The 15,821-nt window shown below is 69.3% G+C and carries 22 protein-coding genes; 5 read left to right on the top strand and 17 right to left on the bottom strand.

Annotation, left to right across the window (positions count from 1 at the left end; genetic code table 11):
* Nucleotides 1-70: 70 nt before the first annotated feature.
* The 5 genes from M1L36_RS02180 to M1L36_RS02160 all read right to left on the bottom strand — a co-directional run bounded on the left by M1L36_RS02180 (nucleotide 71) and on the right by M1L36_RS02160 (nucleotide 4,174).
* Complete coding sequence (locus M1L36_RS02180) at nucleotides 71-1,168, bottom strand: ATP-NAD kinase family protein (protein ID WP_250872076.1); 1,098 nt, start codon at nucleotides 1,166-1,168, stop codon at nucleotides 71-73.
* A gap of 254 nt (nucleotides 1,169-1,422) precedes the next feature.
* Complete coding sequence (locus M1L36_RS02175) at nucleotides 1,423-2,115, bottom strand: competence/damage-inducible protein A (protein WP_250872075.1); 693 nt, start codon at nucleotides 2,113-2,115, stop codon at nucleotides 1,423-1,425.
* A gap of 95 nt (nucleotides 2,116-2,210) precedes the next feature.
* On the bottom strand, nucleotides 2,211-2,969 hold the full coding sequence (locus tag M1L36_RS02170) for a DUF5803 family protein (protein WP_250872074.1): 759 nt from the start codon (nucleotides 2,967-2,969) through the stop codon (nucleotides 2,211-2,213).
* A complete protein-coding gene (locus M1L36_RS02165; RefSeq protein WP_250872073.1) occupies nucleotides 2,966-3,637 on the bottom strand; it encodes a DUF2110 family protein in 672 nt (223 codons plus the stop codon). The genes M1L36_RS02170 and M1L36_RS02165 overlap by 4 nt, the downstream gene beginning before the upstream one ends.
* Nucleotides 3,638-4,174 carry a transcription factor gene (locus M1L36_RS02160; RefSeq protein WP_250872072.1) on the bottom strand — a complete coding sequence of 179 codons (537 nt, stop codon included), beginning with the start codon at nucleotides 4,172-4,174 and terminating at the stop codon, nucleotides 3,638-3,640. It lies immediately after the preceding gene.
* Nucleotides 4,175-4,333: 159 nt separating this feature from the next.
* Between M1L36_RS02160 and M1L36_RS02155 the strand changes: the two genes are divergently transcribed.
* On the top strand, nucleotides 4,334-4,660 hold the full coding sequence (locus M1L36_RS02155; RefSeq protein WP_250872071.1) for a hypothetical protein: 327 nt from the start codon (nucleotides 4,334-4,336) through the stop codon (nucleotides 4,658-4,660).
* A gap of 45 nt (nucleotides 4,661-4,705) precedes the next feature.
* Here M1L36_RS02155 and M1L36_RS02150 read toward each other — a convergent pair whose 3' ends face one another.
* The 3 genes from M1L36_RS02150 to M1L36_RS02140 all read right to left on the bottom strand — a co-directional run bounded on the left by M1L36_RS02150 (nucleotide 4,706) and on the right by M1L36_RS02140 (nucleotide 6,968).
* Nucleotides 4,706-5,695, bottom strand: a complete 990-nt coding sequence (locus M1L36_RS02150; RefSeq protein ID WP_250872070.1) for a DUF7351 domain-containing protein — start codon at nucleotides 5,693-5,695, stop codon at nucleotides 4,706-4,708.
* Entirely contained in the window at nucleotides 5,692-6,216 is a 525-nt protein-coding gene (locus M1L36_RS02145) for an HAD family hydrolase (RefSeq protein WP_250872069.1), read from the bottom strand. The genes M1L36_RS02150 and M1L36_RS02145 overlap by 4 nt, the downstream gene beginning before the upstream one ends.
* A gap of 209 nt (nucleotides 6,217-6,425) precedes the next feature.
* Nucleotides 6,426-6,968 (bottom strand): tRNA (cytidine(56)-2'-O)-methyltransferase, encoded by a 543-nt coding sequence (locus M1L36_RS02140; protein ID WP_250872068.1) that lies wholly within the window; start codon nucleotides 6,966-6,968, stop codon nucleotides 6,426-6,428.
* Nucleotides 6,969-7,059: 91 nt separating this feature from the next.
* Here M1L36_RS02140 and M1L36_RS02135 point away from each other — a divergent pair, with 91 nt between their 5' ends.
* Nucleotides 7,060-7,992: an NAD-dependent epimerase/dehydratase family protein gene (locus M1L36_RS02135; protein ID WP_250872067.1), complete on the top strand. Its 933-nt coding sequence runs from the start codon at nucleotides 7,060-7,062 to the stop codon at nucleotides 7,990-7,992.
* Here M1L36_RS02135 and M1L36_RS02130 read toward each other — a convergent pair.
* Nucleotides 7,981-8,310, bottom strand: coding sequence for a BsuPI-related putative proteinase inhibitor (locus M1L36_RS02130; protein WP_250872066.1), 330 nt, complete (start codon nucleotides 8,308-8,310; stop codon nucleotides 7,981-7,983). The two genes, M1L36_RS02135 and M1L36_RS02130, sit on opposite strands and share 12 nt — an antisense overlap.
* 116 nt (nucleotides 8,311-8,426) lie before the next feature.
* Here M1L36_RS02130 and M1L36_RS02125 point away from each other — a divergent pair, with 116 nt between their 5' ends.
* Nucleotides 8,427-9,389: a diacylglycerol/lipid kinase family protein gene (locus tag M1L36_RS02125; protein ID WP_250872065.1), complete on the top strand. Its 963-nt coding sequence runs from the start codon at nucleotides 8,427-8,429 to the stop codon at nucleotides 9,387-9,389.
* 84 nt (nucleotides 9,390-9,473) lie between these two features.
* A complete protein-coding gene (locus tag M1L36_RS02120; RefSeq protein WP_250872064.1) occupies nucleotides 9,474-10,052 on the top strand; it encodes a histidine phosphatase family protein in 579 nt (192 codons plus the stop codon).
* Between the two features lie 31 nt (nucleotides 10,053-10,083).
* On the opposite strand, the gene M1L36_RS02115 is transcribed toward M1L36_RS02120, so the two are convergent.
* The 4 genes from M1L36_RS02115 to M1L36_RS02100 form a co-directional block, all read right to left on the bottom strand.
* Entirely contained in the window at nucleotides 10,084-11,166 is a 1,083-nt protein-coding gene (locus M1L36_RS02115; protein ID WP_250872063.1) for a DUF7350 domain-containing protein, read from the bottom strand.
* A gap of 103 nt (nucleotides 11,167-11,269) precedes the next feature.
* Nucleotides 11,270-11,782: a winged helix-turn-helix transcriptional regulator gene (locus M1L36_RS02110; protein WP_250872062.1), complete on the bottom strand. Its 513-nt coding sequence runs from the start codon at nucleotides 11,780-11,782 to the stop codon at nucleotides 11,270-11,272.
* Nucleotides 11,779-12,090 carry a DUF7471 family protein gene (locus M1L36_RS02105; protein ID WP_250872061.1) on the bottom strand — a complete coding sequence of 104 codons (312 nt, stop codon included), beginning with the start codon at nucleotides 12,088-12,090 and terminating at the stop codon, nucleotides 11,779-11,781. The genes M1L36_RS02110 and M1L36_RS02105 overlap by 4 nt, the downstream gene beginning before the upstream one ends.
* 116 nt (nucleotides 12,091-12,206) lie before the next feature.
* Nucleotides 12,207-12,854 carry an alpha/beta hydrolase gene (locus M1L36_RS02100; RefSeq protein ID WP_250872060.1) on the bottom strand — a complete coding sequence of 216 codons (648 nt, stop codon included), beginning with the start codon at nucleotides 12,852-12,854 and terminating at the stop codon, nucleotides 12,207-12,209.
* Between the two features lie 147 nt (nucleotides 12,855-13,001).
* Here M1L36_RS02100 and M1L36_RS02095 point away from each other — a divergent pair, with 147 nt between their 5' ends.
* Nucleotides 13,002-13,385, top strand: a complete 384-nt coding sequence (locus tag M1L36_RS02095) for a winged helix-turn-helix transcriptional regulator (RefSeq protein WP_250872651.1) — start codon at nucleotides 13,002-13,004, stop codon at nucleotides 13,383-13,385.
* Between the two features lie 13 nt (nucleotides 13,386-13,398).
* On the opposite strand, the gene M1L36_RS02090 is transcribed toward M1L36_RS02095, so the two are convergent.
* The 4 genes from M1L36_RS02090 to M1L36_RS02075 all read right to left on the bottom strand — a co-directional run bounded on the left by M1L36_RS02090 (nucleotide 13,399) and on the right by M1L36_RS02075 (nucleotide 15,768).
* Nucleotides 13,399-13,983 carry a flavin reductase family protein gene (locus M1L36_RS02090; RefSeq protein ID WP_250872059.1) on the bottom strand — a complete coding sequence of 195 codons (585 nt, stop codon included), beginning with the start codon at nucleotides 13,981-13,983 and terminating at the stop codon, nucleotides 13,399-13,401.
* Between the two features lie 30 nt (nucleotides 13,984-14,013).
* Nucleotides 14,014-14,637, bottom strand: coding sequence for a VOC family protein (locus M1L36_RS02085; RefSeq protein ID WP_250872058.1), 624 nt, complete (start codon nucleotides 14,635-14,637; stop codon nucleotides 14,014-14,016).
* A gap of 106 nt (nucleotides 14,638-14,743) precedes the next feature.
* Nucleotides 14,744-15,589: a beta-keto acid cleavage family enzyme gene (locus M1L36_RS02080; RefSeq protein WP_250872057.1), complete on the bottom strand. Its 846-nt coding sequence runs from the start codon at nucleotides 15,587-15,589 to the stop codon at nucleotides 14,744-14,746.
* A complete protein-coding gene (locus M1L36_RS02075; RefSeq protein WP_250872056.1) occupies nucleotides 15,586-15,768 on the bottom strand; it encodes a hypothetical protein in 183 nt (60 codons plus the stop codon). The genes M1L36_RS02080 and M1L36_RS02075 overlap by 4 nt, the downstream gene beginning before the upstream one ends.
* Between the last annotated feature and the right edge of the window lie 53 nt (nucleotides 15,769-15,821).

Here is a 15,821-nt window from a genome sequence, read left to right as displayed (position 1 = left end):
CCGTCTCGCCCGACCTTAAGGATATCTCAAGATGCTTCCTCAGAGGGGAATGCGTATCAGGGGCAGGATTTCACACGGTCTTTAGCAATCGATGTTCGAACCGGCCGACACGGACCTTCTGCCACCCGCGAAGCTCCTCGTCGAGGTCGGGGTCGCCCGTGTCGACCCGGAGTTCCCCGACGGTGTCGAGTTTCGACGGCGAGGCGACGACCACCACAGAGCACCGGCGGATCACGTCGGGCGAGAGCTGCTGGTTGCCACGGCCGAAGACGAACCCCTGGCCACCGATGGGCGAGACGACGACGACGTTCTCCTCGCCCAGCGCGTCGAGGATCTCCCGCTCGCTGCCGTCGCGGACGAGCAGTTCGCCGGGGTCGTCCCCGCGGGGGTCCTCGCTCGCGCGCCAGACGTCCACGCCCAGCGGCGACCCGTCGAACCCGAGGTCGCGTTTGATGGCTCCGACCGTGCTCCCCGGCCCGAGGACGTAGGTGACGCCCGGTTCGACCGCCGCGGCGACGCCGGCCGCCAGCGCCTCGACGCTCCCGCCGCCCAACTGCTTCGAGGACTGGACCTCGCTCGCGACGGGCACCGAGACGATGGCCTTCAGTTCGGTGCGGACCTCCCCCTCTCGGTACGCCGCCTCGTCGATGTCGTTGACCTCCCGCTCCTCGGTGCGGTCGAACGTCGCGGCGATGCGACCCGCAGAGCGGGGGGTGACGCCGAACACCGAGGAGTATATCTTGACGCCGGCGGGGACCCCGAGCATCGGCGTGTCGCTCCCCGTCGCGTCGATGGTCTCGGCGACGTCGACGGCGGTGCCGTCGCCGCCGGCGAACAGCAGGAGGTCGACGCCCGCATCGAGGATAGTCCTGACCGCCGCCCGCGTGTCGTCGGCGTCGGTCTCGTCCGCGTTGGGGCGACCAAGCACCTCGTAGTCGAGGCCCGCGGCGTCGGCTTCGCTCTCGCCCATCTCGCCGCCCCACGTCAGCAGTTCGACGGGGCCGGTCGCGGCGTTCGAGAGGGCATCGAGCGCCTCGCGGGCGCGCTCGGGAGCGCGCGGTTCTGCGCCGCGGGCGCGGGCCTCCTCGACCATCCCGTCGGTGCCCTTCAGTCCGACACGACCACCCATCCCGGCGACGGGGTTGACGACGAATCCGATGCGTCTCACGGTCGGGAGTTCCGGCGCGACGCCCAAAGCGTCGCCGGTGGACGACGGACGCGTGGTCGGCGACTGGGTCGCGACGGGTATCAACGCTTATACGACCGCCAACGGAACCGTACTGCATGAACGCACTCCTGCAAGAAGGGGTCCAGACCGGTCTCATCGACGCGTCCGGGTGGATAGTCGGCATCGGTGGCCTCCTCCTACTCGTCGGCTGGGTCGCCTACCTCACGCGCTGAGGCACCGACGGGACCGCCGACTCACTCCTCGACCGTCTCCGAGCGCTCCGCGAGCCACGCCAGCGCTCGCTCGACCTCCTCGGGGTCCTCCCCCCGGAGTCGAACGGTGACGTTCTCGCCGGGGTAGCTCCCGACGGTCACGTCGAACCGGTCGCGGACCGCCTCGAAGCGCTCGACCAGCGCGCTCTCGGGTTCGGCGACGGTGACCGCCTCGACGTGGAGGACGGTGCCCTCGAACTCGTCGACGACCGCCTCGAACATCGCCTTCATCTCGCCGGGGACGCCCGGCAGCACGTAGACGGAGCCGAGGACACAGCCGGGAGCGACGCCGACCTCGTTGTGCAACGGACGGGCACCCTTCGGGAGGTCCGCGGTGCCCCTCGCGAGGTCCTCGTTGCTGTAGCCGCCCTCGGCTTCGAGCCACTCCAGAGCCTCCTCGTTGCGTTCGAGCGGGACGCCGAAGGCAGCGGCGACGCCGGCCATCGTCAGGTCGTCGTGGGTCGGGCCGAGACCACCGGTGACGACGACGGCGTCGTACTCCGCGCGGTACTCGTTGACCGTGCGGGCGATGTCGCCCTCGCGGTCGGGGAGCGTCACGACGCGCTCGACGCTCGCACCGCGGGCCGTGAGCCGTTCACCCAGCCAACTCGCATTCGTGTTCACCGTCTCTCCGGCGAGCAGTTCGTCACCGACGGTCACCACCGCGACACGCATGGCTCGGGGTTGGCGTGGCACGAGTAAAACGCCGTGGGTCGCGGGTGGCGAACCGTGGTACCGAGCGGGGGCGGACCGGTGGAGCGTGGGGACCGCTACTCCTCGCGGTTCACGTCCAGTGCGACCTCCTCGCGGCGGCGTTCGAGTTCGCGGATCTGCCGGAGGTAGTAGACCCCTCCGACGACGCCCGCGACGACGAGCAGGCCCGCAAGCGACCCGAAGATGAGCAGGTCGCGGTCGAGGTAGTACCGCACCGAGACGTCACGGGAGACGGAGTCCCAGTAGATGTGGGTCCGACCGGCCTCGTCGAACGTCCGGGTGGGACTCGGGTCGACGTTCGACAGCAGCGGCACCGCCACGTCCACGCCGGGCGGCAACGCCGCCTCGTAGGACACGTCCTGGATGAACGCCGGGACGCTGAACGACTTGCCGCCCTTCGGGGCGGTGAACGCCAGCGACCCGTTCTCCTCGGGGACGGTGATGGTCAACTGCTCGCGCCCCTGCTCGACGGTGAAGTTCGAGTGGTTGGCCGGGCTGACGACGGTGCCGTTGTCGAACCGGAACCGGAGACCGCTGACGTCGAGCGGCCGTTCGAGGCCGAACCCGGTCCGGCCGTACACGTCGAGCGTCGTGCGGTTCTCGCCGAGGTCGTAGACGGCGCGGTAGTCGTCGGTCCGGACGTCGATGTAGACGCTCGGGGGCTGGTCGCCCGTCGTCGTCCGGTTCCACACGTCGTCGTACGTCGTGTTCTCGTTCAACTGGTCGTCGCTCAACTCGCCGGGCCCGAACAGGCTGGTGCAGCCCGCGCTCACCGCCAGGAGGGCGAGCAGACAGAGCGCGAGCGTCCGCCTCATGGGACCACGCAGAGCAGCTCGGCGGGGAGGTACCCGCCGACGCTGGCGAGCAGCCCCGGCGGGTCGGTCCCCTCGGTGCAGACGACCGACTGTTCCAGCAGACCGAGGCGTTCGACGGTGACGACGTCCTGGGCGTGCCCCGCACGGTTCATCGTCGCGCGGACCTCCGCCCGCGTCGCACTGTTGACGTTGAGGCGACCCGTCTCGGCGCGCGTCCAGTCGTAGAGGCGGTCGCGCTCGCTGTCGGCGAGGCGCGGCGCGTCCTCGTCGTAGACGAACCGCATCGGGAGGTGCTGGACCAGCCCGAACCGTTTGCGAATCTGGATGGGCGACCCCTGACCGAGACCGAGTTCGCTCGCGGGGATGCGGACGCGCTCGCCCGCGTCGAGGACGAACCCCTCCTCGTCCCAGCGGTCGAGGGTCCCGACGTACTCCTCGCCGGCCTCGAAGCTCGGCGTGATGGCTCCCCACTCCTCGCGGAGCAGGTTGCGCGCGACGACGCTATCCTCACCGTCGATGGTCACCGACGGGAAGTCGTCGTCGCGCAGTCCGAGTGTCCACTCGACGTCGAGGTCCGCGAGGTCGTTGCCGACGAGCGAGCGGAGGCTGTCGAGCGCTCGCTCGCGGGCGTCACCTTCGACGTACAGCTTGGTCGCGAGGACGACCATCTACGCCGGTGCCTCGTCCTGGGACTCGACGTTGAGTTCGTCGCGGAGTTGCTCGATGCGCTCGTTCATCGCGCGGACGAGCTGGTCGTTGCTCATCGACTCCAGGTCGGCCCCACAGGAGGGGCACTCGAAGGTGAACTCCATCGCCTCGCCGAACTCGAAGCGGATGGACTCCTCCGGGCAGAGGTAGAACTCGTTGTCCGCCTCGTACTGACGACGCGACTCTAGCGCGTCGAGCAGGCGGTACATCTCCGATTCGAGCACCTCGGGGATCTGGTCGTACTCGAACGTCCAGAGGTACGTCAGCCACCCCGAGTCCTCGTCGCGCACCCGGCGGTACGACGCGAGGTCGTTCTCGTACAGGATGAACAGCGCACGGCGGACGTCGTTGAGTTCGAGTCCCAGTTCCTCGGCCAGTTCCTCGTCGGTCACCTCCCCGTCCGGGGGTGCAGCAGCGACCGGCATCCCCGTCGGTCCGACCAGTTCGTGAAGATATTTCTGGATGACGGGGTCGTTCAGAAGCTCCTCGAAAGCCATTACGGAAACGTGCGCGAGACTCGTGCCTAAAGGTTGCGCTCTCGCGGGCCTACCGGCCACAGCGTCGCCCGTACGGACGACGAGCGGCCCGCGACGCGACGGCCCCGACCGGACCGGAGCGGGGAGACGGTTTTTGTCCGACGAGTGGCAACTATCCGCATGGACGAGCCGACACCGCCCGAGGACCTCCCGACCCACGCTGCCGACGCGCTCCGCGGTCTCGACGGCCACGACCTGCGAGAAGCCATCGTCTACGCGCAGGAGCTGTTGCGCGCCCGTCAAGAGCCGCTTCCGACCGTCGAGCCACAGGAGGGTGAGGAGGTCGTCCGCGTCGACGAACGCGACGGCTACCTCGAAGTACACAAGCGCCACCGCGGCGAGGACGGCACACTCGGCGGTCGGTACGTCTACCACGTCGCGCGCGTGCGCCACCCCGACGGCACGGTCCGCCACCGCTGGACGCTCATCGGTCGGGAAGACGGGTAGGACGACGACCGAGCGTCGCGAGAGCCGTCGGCCCGACGGTCGGAGTCAGTCACGGCGTGCTTCGCCGCCGGCTTCATCGACCGTCGTCTCGACGACGGCCAGGTCGTCGCCGACGCGGAGCGAGAGCGTGTCGCCGTCGACCGCGAACGTGAACCGAGCCTCGAACGGGTCGGTCGAGAGCACCTCCTCCTCGTAGTCGACCATCGCGCCGATGGCCGACCGTGCCGACGGTTCGACCGGGTTGATGCCCCGAGCGGTGAGGAACGCGAGGAGGTCGGTGTTCGTGAGGAGTTTCACCCCGAACGCACCGCCGCGGTCGTAGATACAGTTCGTGCACTCGAAGTGGATTCCGACGGCGTACCGTTCGACACACTCCTCACACGGCTCGGAGCGCGCCTCGTGGTCCGCACAGACGGAGACCGACTCGTCGAGGACGGCCGAACACCGTGGACAGACGCCGCTGGCCGACGCCATCCCGGTGAGTTCACCCCAGACGTACGCCGCCTGGAGCGACTCCGCGGGGGTTCGGTGCTGGACGCCCGCGGGCGGCAGGGGGAGCGTTCCGAGGTGGCCGTTGCCGTCCGCCCGCTCGTCGGCCCCGTAGATACCCTCGCAGTCGGTACAGTGGACGCGAATTCGGTCCTCGTGGTACCGGACCTCGACGGGCGCGCCGCAGTAGTGACAGGGCCGGTCGACCGCCGTCGCGTCGCGGACGGGCGACTCGGTCACCGCCCCCGAGAGGACCGCCTCGATGACCCGCTCGCCCGCCCGCCGAATCTCGTAGCCGTCGGGCGTCTGCCGGACGAAGTGGCCGACGAGTTTGTTCAGGTGGTAGCTGAACTGGCCGCTGTCGCGGGTGCCGACGGCCGCCCGGAGGTCCGAGAACGCGAGCGGTCCGTCCGCTTCGCCGAGCGCGCGCAACATCGCGATGCGGTGGTCGCTCCCGAGCACCGCGAACGCCTCCTCGGGCGACAGCATCTCGTCGGTCGGCACACCGTCGCGCGACGGGTCCGACTCGGTGTCGTCGGGAGTCACACGCGACGGAACGCGGTTCCCGCCCGTCGCGCGGTCACGGCGTCGCTGTCGGAGTCACCGACGAACAGGGTCGTCGCCGGACTGGCCCCGAGACGCTCGACGGCCGTCAGCAGGGGCCGAGGGTGCGGTTTGCGCTCGGCGACGGTGTCACGACCGACGACGACCTCGGCAGTGACGCCGTGGGCACCCAGCGCCTCCCGGCAGGCCGCCTCGCAGTTGAGCGAGCAGACGCCGACCGGAACGTCCGCCTCGACGAACTCGGTCAACAGCGGGAGGCGTTCGGCGTCGGCCGCGCCGGCCCGCTCGGCGCGCGCGAGGTGCGGTTCGACCTCGCCGGCGACGCCGAGCGATTCGGCGACGGGCAGCAGGTCGAGCGCGTCGTCGGCCGACGCGTCGCCCCCGTGAGCGCGGACGATGGGCTTGATCGGCTCGGCAGCGGCCTCCCAGTCGACCGCGAGGCGCACGAGCGTCCCGTCGAGGTCGTAGACGACCGCGTCGTACTCGTGTGTGTCCGATTCCATACCCGGGCGTTGGACGGTCGCCGTGAAATACGTGTGCTGAAGGATGTTTCAGTACGGCATGCTACCGGTGACGACCCACAGGTGTCACGAGGCCGCCCGCGAGTCGCGCTGGTCGGACACGTCGCCGGGAGATTCGTATAGCAGTATCCGATTCACGGCACGTCGACCGACGCCGTCGCTCGTCGTTCGGAGAACGGGTCGAGAACGGCTTACTCCTCCGAATCGGTGGGGACGACCTTCTTGCCGGTCGCCATGGGGACGACCCGTCGGTCCGCGTCGGTCCACTCGCGGTCGAGTTCCCGGCCATCGAACAGTCGGTCGAGGAAGACGGCGAGGCCGGCGACCTCGGAGTGGGGCTGGTTCGTCACGCCGACGTTGTAGTCGGCGGCCTCGTAGACGTCGAACGTCACCTTCTCCGCACCGACGACGACGAGGACGGCTTCGTCGGCGTGCGCCTCGCGAATCTCGGCTTCGACGTCCTGGACGGGCAGGCCGTACATCGTCAGGTGGACGACCGTTCCGGGGAACTCCCGGACGACGCGGTTGGGTTCGTCGGTCTGTTCGACGGTGAACGGGCCGCCGAAGCGGTCGGTGATGTCCTCGATGGTGTCGCGAGACTTCGTGGCGTCGCCGGCCAGCAGCACGCGGTCGGCACCGAGCGCCCGCGCGGTGAGGCCGACGTGGGTCGTCATGCGGTTGTCGCGGCCCGGGCGGTGGCCCAGTCTGAGCACCCACACCTCGTGTTCGTCCATAGCGCGCGTTCGCGTCGCGGCGGGAAGGGGTTTCGACTCCGCGCTCGCCGGCGAGCGGAAGGCACTTGCCCCGTCTCCGACGAGCGCACGCATGCAACTCGCGGACAAACGGCTCGTCGTCACGGGCGGCGCGGGACTCATCGGCTCGCAGTTGGCGAGCGACCTCGCCACCGAGAACGACGTCGTCGTCGTCGACGACCTCTCGAACGGCCGACTCGACAGCGTCCCCGACGACGCGACGTTCGTCGACGGCGACCTGCTCGACGAACGGGACGTGGCGAGCGCCATCACCCCGGACGTGGACGCCGTGTTCCACCTCGCCGCGGCCGACAAGTACGTCGACACCGACTCGCCGCGACGGCAGTTCGAGGCGAACACGCGGATGACCCACAACGTCCTCGAACGGATGGACGAGGTCGGCGTCACGAACCTCGCGTTCACCTCCTCGTGTACGGTGTACGGCGAGGCCGGCGAACCCACCCCCGAGGAGTACGGCCCGCTCGAACCCATCAGCAGCTACGGTGCGACGAAACTCGCCGAAGAAGCGGTCTGTTCGGTGTACGCCCACTCCAACGAGTTCACCGTCTGGACGTTCCGCTTCGCGAACATCGTCGGGCCGCGCTTCGGGGCGGGCGTCGTCCCGGACTTCGTCGAGAAACTCGACGAGAACCCCGAGACGCTCACCATCCTCGGCAACGGGCGACAGGAGAAGTCCTACATGCACGTCACGGACTGCACCGCCGCGATGCGCCACGTCGTCGAACACACCGACGACGCACACAACGTCTTCAACCTCGGCACCCGCGAGACGACCGACGTCAACCGCATCGCCGACATCGTCAGCGAGCAGATGGGGCTGGACCCCGACTACGAGTACACCGGCGGCGACCGGGGCTGGACCGGCGACATCCCGGTCGTCTTCCTCCCCATCGACAGACTGCTCGCGACCGGCTTCGAACCCGAGTACGGCTCCGACGAGGCCGTCCGGAAGGTCACCGACCAGCTACTCGCCTCACTCGACTGAGAACGTCGTCTCGCACTCGCACGCCTCTTCTTGCGCCCGGAGTTCCGCACGCGCTGTGTACTCGCCAGGGGCGGGAGCGTCCCACTCGAAGCCGAACTCGCTGGTGTCGCCCGGCGCGAGCGTCTCGTGACCGATCGCCTGCGTGAACATCCGGCCCGCCGACCAGCGCCACACCTCCTCCTCGCCGTCGAACACCGCACAGTCGGCGTGCCCGCCGTCGCGGAACGTCAACTCGACCGCCTCCTCGCCCGTGTTCTCGACCGTGTAGTGGAACCGAACGCTGTCGCCGGTCTCGACGGCCAACTCGCCTGTGAGCATGGTCGCTCGTACCGGCCGCCCCGGGAAACCGTTACGGGTCGTAAATCGTATACCACGATAGCAAATCGAATCGGTATCCGCGTAGTTATCCGTCTCGGCGCGCGAAGTGGCTACCAATGCAGGAGACGGCGATATCGGTCGCCGACGAGGCCGTCGGCGGCGCGATGCCCCAGACCGACGGCCAGCGGTGGCTCGTCCTCAACCCGACGAGCGGGAGCGCAGACCACACCGACCACGTCCGGTCGCTCGCCGAGGAACGGGACTACCACGTCGAGGAGACGCAGGGCGAAGGCCACGCGACAGACCTCGCGACCATCGCCGCCGACGAGGGGGTGAACCTGCTCGCGGTCGCGGGCGGCGACGGGACGCTCCACGAGGTCGTCGCGGGACTCGCCGCCGCCGACGCCCTGGACCGGACCACCGTCGCCGTCGTCCCGGTCGGCACCGAGAACATCTTCGCGACGAACATCGGCATCCGGGACGCCGAACACGCCTTCGACGTCGTCGAGACCGGAGCGCGGCGGCGCGTGGACGTCGGGATGGCCGACGGCGAACCGTTCGTGATGTCCTCCATCGCGGGACTCGTCGCCGACGCCAGCGTCTCGACGTCCAGCGAGTTGAAAGAGCGCTTCGGGTCGCTGGCCTTCCTCGCCAACGGCGTCCAGGAGGCGGCCTCGTTCGACGGGTTGCACATCGACCTCACCGCTATCTCGAACGGCGAGGAGGTGACGTGGTCGGGTGACGCGCTCTGTGCGCTGGTCGGTAACTCCCGGCGGTTCGTCGAGGAGGGCGGGCAGGCCGACCTCGAAGACGGCCTACTGGAAGTCGTCGTCATCGAGCACATGCCCGCGGGGAGCATCGTCGCCGAAGCGTTCATCCAGCGCGTCCTCGGGCGGACGACGGACAACGTGTTCCACACGCAGGCCGCCCAACTGGAGATCAGCAGCACCGACGGCGACCCCATCGGGTTCAGCCTCGACGGCGAGTCGCGATACCACGACCGACTCGCCATCCACACCGAACCGCTCGCGCTCAGGGTATGCGTCGGGCCGGAGTACACGGTCTCACCGCCACCGTGAGTCGGGCGGCGACGCGGGCGAGACGAGTCGTCACCACCGAGTCGAACCGGGACGACTAACCCACCGACCGCGGAACCGTCACGGGTGACCACGCTCCTGTTCGTCCGCCACGCACACTCGCCGTGGGTCCCGAACCGCGAGGCCGAGCGACCGCTGTCCGCGAGCGGCTACGCGGCCGCCGAACGGGTCGCCGACCAACTGGCCGACCACACCGTCGACGCCGTCGTCTCCAGCCCATACGAACGCGCCGTCCAGACCGTCGAACCGCTGGCCGAGCGTCGAGGCCTCGCCGTCGAACGCGACGACGGCTTCCGCGAGCGAGCGTTGACCGACGGCCCCGTCGAGACCATCGGCGAGACGTTCGAGAGTGCCGTGCGCGCGGTGTGGGACGACTGGTCGTTCGCGTGGCCGGCGGGCGAGTCGAGCGACGAGGCCCAGACCCGCGGCGTCGCGGCCGTCGAGCGTACTCTCGACCGCCACGCCGGCGAGACCGTCGCCGTCGGCACACACGGCCAACTACTGACGGCAACGCTGAACCGCTACGACGACCGGTTCGACGTGACGTTCTGGCGCGAGGAACTGACGACGCCGGACGTCTACGAGGCCCAGTTCGAGGACGGCGACCTGCTCGCTATCGAGCGCGTCTACACGCCGCAGGAGTGAACGGAGCGGGGAGACGGCCACCGAGCGAGGACTACTGCGCGGTGAACGTGACGTCGGGCATCCCGCCCATCAGGCCGCCGAAGGCCGTCTCGTAGCCCTCGTGGCGGGCGGTCTGGGGCTGTGTCGTCACCGACAGTGTCACCTCGTCGCCGGCGTCGACCCCGTCGACGGTCGCGCCGTAGTGGTAGCCCAACTCGGGGTCGAACGTCCGGACGAGGTCGCCGTCGAACGTCGGGTCGCCACCGCCACCGACCGTCGCGGTGAGGCCCATCGCGGGGACGACCAGTCGGTTGTACGGCGTCCGTGCCGACACCGCGAGGTAGGCCCCGTCCTCGTCGATGCCCTCGGGCGGGGCGTCAAGGACCGTCGCGACGAGGACGGCGTCGTTGCTGTTGCCCTCCCCGACGACGCGGCCCGGCAGGTCCTCGACGGCCGGTGCCGTCGAGTCGGCCTCCATCATCATCGTGTTCGCTTCGAGCGCCCCCGGTTCGCCCGCGTCGTCTCGAATCTGGAAGGAGAGGTTGTCCTTGCGCTGGCGGCTGTAATCGAACTCGATGGTCGCGCTCGCAGGGTCGGCGAACCGTCCCTGGAACGCCCCGGTCCGACGCGTGCTCATCCCGCCGACGCTCACCTCGACCTCGTAGACGCCGTCGCCGTCGAACTCGAAGTTCGCCCCGTAGTGAAACCCCATCACCTGACTGAGCATCGGGTAGATGACCTCCTGTTGGCCCACCGGGTCGCCGTCTTTCGTGATGTCGACGCTCAGGCCGGTCTCCGGGAGCGCGAGTTTCGTCTCGGGGTCCCAGACGGACGCCATCAGGTGGACGGCGTCCGCGCCGCTGGACTCGACACCTGTCTTCTCGACGGTGTCGCCGTTGACGTTCCAGAACCGGTGGGCGAAGCTGTACATCAGGCCGAACTTGTAGTCGCCGGCCATCCCCATCCCCGGCATCCCCATCCCCTCCTCGTGGCTGGGGATGTAGACGCCGTCGGGGCGGTTCTCGGGAATCGGTGGGATGCCGGCGGCCTGCGTCTCGAACACGCCGAGACAGCCAGCGGTCAACGCCGCGCCCGCGACCCCGGCACCCGCCTGGAGGAACGTCCGTCGTCTCATTGTTCGTACTCGGTGATTCGGAGGAAAGGGCGTTGTGGTGCGACCGTCGAACGCCGGCGTTCGGGACGGAGCGCGTGTCACACCGCCCCACCGTCCGCCCGCCTCACTCCTCCAGCAGGCGGTCGACCAGGCGGGTGAACCGGTCGACCAGACGGCCGGGCAGCGACGAGGTCGCCCGGCGGAGGAGCCACGCCGTCTCCTCCGGTCGAGCGAGGACGAGCGTCACCCGGTTGCGCGCGTCGCGCTCCTTCCGGACGAGGTCCTGTTCGACCAGGCGGCCGAGGTGCCACTCCAGCGTGCTCCGGGCGATGCCGACCGTCTCGGCGACGTCTGCGGGTCGTGCCCGACGCTCGTCGAGTAACACGGCGACGACGTCGGCGGCCGTCTCGCGGGCGAGCAACGCCAGCGCCCGCCGCTCCCAGGGGTCGTACGACGGCGGGTAGTAGTGCGTCCGCCCGTAGAGGCGGAGTTCGGCGACGCTGTCGGTCTTCCGGAGGCGGTCGAGGTGGTACTGCACCTGGCCGGGCGCAAGGTCCAGCACCCGCACGAGTTCGTTGAAGTGGATGCCGGGGGTGGCGTGGACGCGCTCGGCGACCCGACTGCGGGTGTCGCTCATCGGCGCTCACCCGTCGCTCGCGTGCGGTCGGAGCGGACCGTGTAGACGGCGACGAGGAGGAACCCGACGAGCGCCACGTCGAGACCGTGTTCGAGCGTGTGGTGGACCGCGTCGTCGACGAGTCCGTTGACCATCAACAGGCCGGTGGCGCTGCGGACGAGCAGCGTCGCCAGCGCGAGGAAGACGAGCAGGTACGACCGGGAGCGCCGCTGGACGAACGCCGCTGCCGCAAGCCCCACGAGGAGCACCGACCCGCCCCCCGCGAGCATCAGCGACAGCGCCAACCCCGACCCGTGACCTGCACCCATCGGTAGCGTCGATAGGTGACCGTGAGGTATTCCGGTTGTGGTTCGACGGTCGAACGCGCAGGCGAGGCGTCGCGGTGGGGGCGACGGACCGCCCTCGACGGTCGACGGTCGGCGGTTCAGAGGTCGTCGACCATGTTGCTCACGACGGCGACCTCCTCCTCGTTGACGCCGTGGCCCATCCCCTCGTAGATGCGCTCGTCGACGTCCGCGCCGAGGTCCGCGAACACGTCGCGGGTCTCGTGGACCCGTTCGAGCGGGATGTGCGGGTCACGGTCCGAACAGCCGAGGAAGACGGGCGTCCCGTCGAACGACCCCTCGTACTCTCGGGGCGTCCCCTCGGGACCGATGACGCCGCCGGAGAGCGCGGCGTGCCCGCCGTAGCGGGTGGCGTTGCGCGCCAGGAACTCGCTGGCGAGACACGCGCCCTGCGAGAAGCCGACGGTCACGATGCGCTCGGTCGGGATACCGGCGTCCGTGGCCGTCGCGACGGCGTCGCCGAGCGCCCGGAGCGCCGAGTCGAGGTGGGGCTGGTTCGACGCCATCGGAGCCATGAACGAGTTGGGGTACCAGGTGTTGCGGGCGGCCTGTGGCGCGAGCAGTGTCGCGTCGTCGCGCCCTCGACTCACCTGCTTCGCCAAATCGACGATGCTGCGTGCGGTCGCGCCGCGGCCGTGGAGCGCGACGACGGCCACGTCGGCGTCGGCGGGGTCGAGTCCCGCGGTGACGAGTTGCTGGGACTGGTGGGGACCGTCGGCGTCTGTCATCGGGCACGCACCTCGGTCGATAGCGTGGAGCGGGCAGTGACACGAGCGACGGTGGCGACCGGTCGGCGTCGTAGTTGCATCGGTACACCTGGTTACCAGCCGAACTGCTTTAACGACTCGCGAACGAACGGACACCAGGTGACATCGATGTCAGGTGAGCGGTACAACGAGGAGGCGTGTGTGGTCATCGACTCGATAGAGCAGATCGGGTCGCAGTGGCGACTCATCGTCCTGCACGACCTGCAGGACGGCGAGAAACGGTTCAACGAACTCAAGCGGTCGACGGGGGCGTCCTCACGGACGCTGTCGCGCGTACTGGACGACCTCCAGGAGACGAACTTCGTCGACCGGCGACTCGAAGAGGACGCGCCGGTGGCGACGTTCTACTCGCTGACCGAGAAGGGCTGTTCGCTCAAACCGGTGTTCGAGGAGATCGAGTGCTGGGCCGACGAGTGGCTCGACGGGAGCGTCGTCGACCCGGAGACGCCGCCGGCGGACCCCGAAGCCGAGGCCGACATCACCGCCGAGTGAGCGTCTCGGTCGCTCACTCCGGGCGTTCGAGTCGGAACCGGTCGTCGGTGCTGGCGTAGTAGTTCCCGGCGAGTCGCCCGACCGCGTCGAGTTCTCTGACGTCCGGCTTCCCGTCGGTGAGCAGGTCGTCGTCGACGTGGGCGTACACCACCTCGCCGAAGACGAGGGTCTGTGCGCCGATCTCCTGGGTGTCGTACAGGTCACACTCCAGGACGACCGGCGCGTCCGCGATGCGCGGGGCGTCGACGTGGGTCGCGTCGACCCGGTCGAGGTCGGCGTGTTCGAACTCGTCTTCCTCGGGCGCGAGCGTCGCGCTCGTCGCGTTCATCGCCTCGGCGAACGCGCGGGTGACGACGTGGACGGTGAACGCCTCGCTCTCGATGGCGTTGTTCGCGCTGTCCTTGCGGTGCTCGCCGGTGCCGCCGGGCGCGAAGTAGACGACCGGTGGCGACGACGAGACGACGTTGAAGAACGAGTACGGTGCGAGGTTCGGCGTGCCGTCGGCGTCGTAACTGCCGACCCACGCGATTGGCCGGGGGACGACGACGCTCGACAGCAGGCGGTAGCCCGACCCGAACTCCTCGGGTGGCCCCTCCATTCAGCGACCCTCCATTCAGCGACCCTCCATTCAGTCTCGCTCCGGCGAGACGTCCGTCCCGGTCGGCGCGTCGGGCAGGTCGTTGGCCTCGACGGGGAGGTCGAGCGCCTCCAGCGCCGCTCGCAGGTCCTCGCCGCGGACGAACTCCGCGCCCGCCTCGACGCGCAGGGCGTGGGCACGAGCGAGAATCTCGGCGCGGCGGTCGTCGGGGACGACGAACTTGTCCGCGACCAGTTCGACGATGAGGCCGTTGTGGTCTTTCGTGTAGAGGCTGTGGAACGCCCCGCGGTCGAACTCCGAGAACCGCCGTCCCGACTCCTTCAGGTTCTCGCGGGTCTCGCGGAACCGGTCCGGGTCGAGACGGAACGCGAGGTGGTGGACCGCGCCGACGCCGGGGTCCTGGTCGTCGGCGGACTCGCGGTCCTCCTCGCAGAAGAACGTCACCATGCGGCCGTCGCCCGCGTCGAAGAAGAGGTGGGTCACCTCCGAGCGGTCGAGGTTCGGCTGGCGCATCACGAGGCGCATCCCGAGCACGTCGCGGTAGAACGCGACGGTGTCCTCGACGTTCGACCCGACGAGCGTGACGTGGTCGGTCCCCTCGACGTGGACGGTGCTGTCCGGTCGGTCCGCGCTGACGGCGATGTCGTCGGTCACGTGTTCACGTACGTGCCGGGGGTGTATAGCCTCCCGCGGACGCGGCAGTCAGCGGGTGACACGCGTGTCACCTGCGCACCCCGACAGCGCGCCGACTCCGGCCCTCTCACCCGAGGTTCAGGACGTCGCGGGCTTCGTCGGGCGTCGCGACCGGCCGACCGAGCGTCTCGGCGACCGAGACGACCCGCTCGACGAGTTGTGCGTTGCTCTGAGCGAGCTCGCCACGGCGGTAGTAGACGTTGTCCTCCAACCCGACGCGGACGTGCCCGCCGAACAACAGCCCCATCGTCGCGAACGGCAGTTGGTGCGGGCCGAACCCGAGCGTGTTGAACGTCGCGCCCTCGGGCAGGTCGTGGATGAGCGCGAGGAAGTTTTCGGGTGTCGGGCGCGTCAGACTGCCGGACCCGAAGATGAGCGTCGCGTGGACCGGGTCGGCCAGGTCACGCCGTTCGAGAAGCTGGTAGGTTTCGGTCACCTGCCCGCCGTTGAACAGTTCGAGTTCGGGTTTGATTTCCCGCTCGGCCATCTCGTCGTACAGCGTGTCGACCGTCGCCCGCGTGTTCTCGCTGGTGAGGTGGTGGTAGCGGTTGACCGGCCCCATGTCGAGACTCGCCATCTCCGGGGCGGGGTCGGTGCGGAGCGGTTGGAGGCGCTTCTCGTCGGGCGCACCCGTCGCACCCGTCGAGTGCTGAATCACGAGGTCCGGTGCGCGAGCGCGAATCTCGTCGTCTATCTCCTGGAAACGCTCGGTCGAGAAGGAGCGCTCGCCGTCGTCCTCGCGGGCGTGGACGTGGACCACGCTCGCCCCCGCCTCGCGACAGGCGGCGGCGGCCTCGCCGATCTCTTCGGGCGTCTCGGGGAGGTTCGGGTTGGCCTCCTTACCGTGGATGCCGCCGGTGAGCGCCGCGGTGACGATGGCGGGGTCGCCGTCGAGGAACGACTGGTAGCTCACAGCCCTTCCGCCTCGCGGTAGAACTCGCAGTCGGTCTCGTGGTGGAGGTCGTAGCGGTCGTTACAGATGTCGGCGCGCATCGGCTGGACGAACGCGTCGACGGCGGTGCAGTACGCGCGCTCGGTGTCGAACGAGTGCGCCTCGTCCGCGTCGCGGTACTCCAGATACGGGCAGGCCATGGGACTCCGACGCACGAGTCGGGCAAAAGCGTTCGCGGACGGCGGTGACATCG

The sequence above is a fragment of the Halomarina rubra genome (assembly GCF_023699475.1).
Taxonomy (GTDB): Archaea; Halobacteriota; Halobacteria; order Halobacteriales; family Haloarculaceae; genus Halomarina; species Halomarina rubra.
This window is presented reverse-complemented; position numbering and strand designations above follow the sequence as displayed.